A 3,530-nucleotide genomic window follows, 5' to 3' on the forward strand; every position below is an offset into this window, starting at 1 on the left:
CTCGCCGTGAGCTTGATCTCCCGGAGGAATCGCTCCGGCCCCAGCATGGCGGAGAGTTCCGGGTGCATCACCTTGATGGCAACAGGCCGCTCATGCCTGAGATCCACAGCGAGATAGACCGTGGCCATCCCACCCCGCCCAAGCTCCCGCTCGATCCGGTAGCGGCCAGACAGTATTTCGTTCAGACGGTCCGGCTCAGTGGTCATGAGTAGGTGGGCGGCCGCTCTCGATACTGCGAAGTACGGCAAGGCACGCCTGCTCCCCGGAAGCGGGCGACCGTGCGCCCACAAAGTGACGAGCAGTTTCAGCCCCTGACAAGTGACAACCGCGGGTGCGTTGTGGCTTCATCGGCTCAGTGTGAACTCGGAGCCGTCGCCACTTGTTTAGTGATGCATTGGCTGTTCGACACGAGTTCGCGGGTGGCGCCTCGACACCGAACTGCGTTGCATACTCCGCATGCAGTCGAGGCCAGCCATCGAACTTCATCGCGTCGGGCCCGACGATCCGACCAAGAGGCGTTCCAGCGAGGAAGTAATCGAGCACGTCGAAGCAGAAGTGCCATCCTGCCGCGCTCATAGGGACAAAACGGCGATCGATGCTCGTCCTTACAGTCATGCGCCCTCCGGGCGAGTGCTCCGAGCTCCCATCGCATCGGGAAGCCGCACCACGAGTACTCGAGCACCGTTGGTGCATCGGCACGCGTTATCTGCTGTGCAAGTACACCCAAATTCCCGCACCTGATAAACAGGCAAACTCCCGCAGCCACCGAGGTTAGTTCGTCCGACTGTCTGTCGCTCGTGGGCCCTCGCGGTTGGGGCTAAGCAGGGCGCCGAGTTCTCGGAGCCGATAGCTTTGGCCGTCGATGTGCACGACCGCCACATGATGCAGTAAACGATCGAGGATCGCGGTGGTTAGGATCTCATCCCCCGCAAAGATCTCCGGCCAGTCGCGCACATGCTTGTTGGAGGTCAAGAGCATCGAGCCGCGTTCATAGCGCGCGGAAACGAGGCGGAAAAAGAGATTTGCTTCCATGCGATCCAGCGGGCGGAAGCCGATCTCGTCGATGATCAGCAAGCCACAGTTGAAATAGCGGCGCGCCCGGAGGCGCGCATGCGGCGTCGCGGCATCGGCTTTCAGCACGTGCATCAAGTCGTCCAGCACGTAGTGGTTCACACTGAAGCCATTCTTGATCGCCTTGACGCCGAGCGCCGTGGCGAGATGACTTTTGCCTACACCGGGCGGCCCGAGAAACAACACGTTGGTTTTCTCGCGCAGATAGTGACACGTGGCCAGGGTGTCGAGCTGCCGGCGATCCGCTTTCGGTTGAAAGCCCCAGTCGAAGTCCTCGAGTGTCTTGCCCGGCGGCAGGCCCGAGAGTTTGAGCATCGTGGTGATGCGGCGTTCGTCCTTGCGCTCCAATTGGCGGGACAGCAGCAGATCGAGAAAGGCCAAGGGACTCAAGGCCTCCCGGGTCGCTTCTTCCAGCAGTTCGGGCAGCACGCTCGCCGGATACTCGAGGCCTAAGCTCACGAGCTTGGTCGCGATCGGATCGAGCGTCGTGCTGCCGGTCGGGTGGGCGTGCGACGGAGGCGTCGGCGGCGGCTTCACTCTCGTCATGCGACCTCCCCGACCAGACGGTCGATCAGCTGCGCGTACTGCGCGACGGGGCGTTCGAGTTGCGCAGGCGGTGGAAGGAGCGCCGCCTGGGCGATCGCGGTCAGTTGTTGCTGCGCGCGACGACCAAGCGGCGTCGGCGCGAGCACTGACGTCGTGCTCGCGCCGTTGAAGTGCGCCTCCTCGAGCACGAGCCCCCGTGTGGTGCCGCGCGGATGCCGCGCGAGCTCGCGACCCTCGCCCCACACCACCACGTGTTGCGTGGTCCCGCGCACTTCGACCGTGCGGCCGACCCACGCAAACGGCACCGAGTAGCGTCGGCCTTCGAAGCTGACGAGACAATCGCGACTGACGCGGCGCGCGACCACGCAGTCAAAGAGCTCGTCGAATGTCGGGAGCGTCTGCAGGAGTCGCTGCTCCGCCGCATGCGCATCAGCGATCAGCGTGCCGGTGATCGGACAGCGGCGCGTCGCATGACACTCCGCACTGCGCTCATCGAGCGCCGCTTGCAGGTGCGGGAGATCGGGCCATGCGTGCACGAAGAGATCCGCGAAATCCGTGCGGGCGGTGCGCACACTGCGCTCGGTCTTGCCTTTGTCACTGCCGGTCGCGGCGCGACACGGATCGACCGCGAAGCCACACGTCCGGGCAAACGTCGCAAAGGCCGGGGTCAGCACCGCCGTCGGCCCGGCGCCCGACGCCACGGCGGTCTTGAGATTGTCGATCCGGACCCACAAGGGCACGCCGCCATACCGCGTGAAGATCGCGACGTGGCCACTCTGCCACGCCAGCTGATGCATCACGGGACTCATCCACACGAAGCGCGCGCGCGAATGTGAGAGGGTGCCGATCAAGCCATGCAGGGGCCGCACCGTGCCCGCGATGCGCACCGCCACGTCAAACCAATCGTGCTGCGCTTGCACGCCGGGCGGCGTCTCCACGCGTCGCATGGCGCGCACCGCGCTCGCGGGATAGTGCCGCTCCAGATGTCGTCGCACCGATTGGTAGCTGCCGGTGAAGCCGAACTCGCGCCGTAACACGCCGTGCACCACCGACACTTCGACCCGATCCACGGCATCGCCACCCACGCGCGGATCGGCAAACCGATCGAGCACGGCGGCAATGCGCTCCTGCCAGCCATCGAGGATCGATTTACGATCCCGTCGTCCGTCCGGCGCGGACTCTCCACGCGCCAAGTGATACCGCAGCGTCGACTCATCGACACCCAAGTCGCGCGCCACCTGTCGCACCGGGACGTCACGCGCGACCATCGCTCGCACCACCATCAGATGATCCTTCCGCAGCCGTGCCATCGTTTCCTCCGCGCCGGGGGCCCTGGGCTGCATTCGCCCGGACACGAAGGGGGCCGCTTCGGGCGGCGCCGTCAATGGCGACTGCGGGACTTTGCCTGTTCAGCTCTGCGGGAATTTGGGTGTTCTTCTACAGCTGCGTCTCGGTGACATGAGGGGCAGGGGCGCCCTCCGTCGTGAGCTTGCACGCTGTTTCCCACGCTGCGGAGGTTTCTGTCAGCGTTATAGGGCGCCCATTCGCGCAGCTCTGCCGGGTCAACCCACGCATGCCAGACGTTGTTCGGTGTGTGCCCGGAGCCCTTCGTGTGTCTAACGAGGCTGTAGGAAAAGTCCCGAAGCAGGCAAATGTGGAAACGGAACTCGATGGCACGCGACGGGTTGGTCCTGCATCGAATGTGGTGTCGGTTCGCCCCGCCGTCGAGCACCTGCCATGGCCCGCTACAAGTCTCTCGATACGAATCCGCAGTTCCTGAGTGTCGACCTCGCGCGCCAGCTGCTGCCCGGCACGTTTGAGCATGCGCTGAATCATCTGCTCGACCGCGAAGTCGACCTCGCGCACTTCGACGCCCGGTTCCGAAACGACACGACGGGCGCGCCGGCGTACCC

Annotated in this window: 2 protein-coding genes and 1 pseudogene; all 3 read right to left on the bottom strand. The window is 64.8% G+C overall.

Annotated features, from left to right (window positions below):
- Positions 1 to 206, bottom strand: a pseudogene (locus RMP10_RS05180) (serine/threonine protein kinase); the annotation flags it as partial.
- Positions 207 to 771: 565 nt separating this feature from the next.
- The gene (gene istB, locus RMP10_RS05185) at positions 772 to 1,608 is read right to left on the bottom strand and encodes an IS21-like element helper ATPase IstB (RefSeq protein WP_310569336.1); all 837 of its coding nucleotides are present in this window, start codon (positions 1,606 to 1,608) and stop codon (positions 772 to 774) included.
- Positions 1,609 to 1,613: 5 nt separating this feature from the next.
- Positions 1,614 to 2,927 (bottom strand): IS21 family transposase, encoded by a 1,314-nt coding sequence (istA, locus tag RMP10_RS05190; protein WP_310569337.1) that lies wholly within the window; start codon positions 2,925 to 2,927, stop codon positions 1,614 to 1,616.
- Positions 2,928 to 3,530: the final 603 nt, after the last annotated feature.

Origin of the sequence: Gemmatimonas sp. (assembly GCF_031426495.1) — a bacterium.
Lineage (GTDB): Bacteria > Gemmatimonadota > Gemmatimonadetes > Gemmatimonadales > Gemmatimonadaceae > Gemmatimonas.

Excerpts from the sequence above, each read along its gene's own strand:
- istA (WP_310569337.1), bottom strand. The coding sequence starts at position 2,927 with ATGGCACGGCTGCGGAAGGATCATCTGATGGTGGTGCGAGCGATGGTC.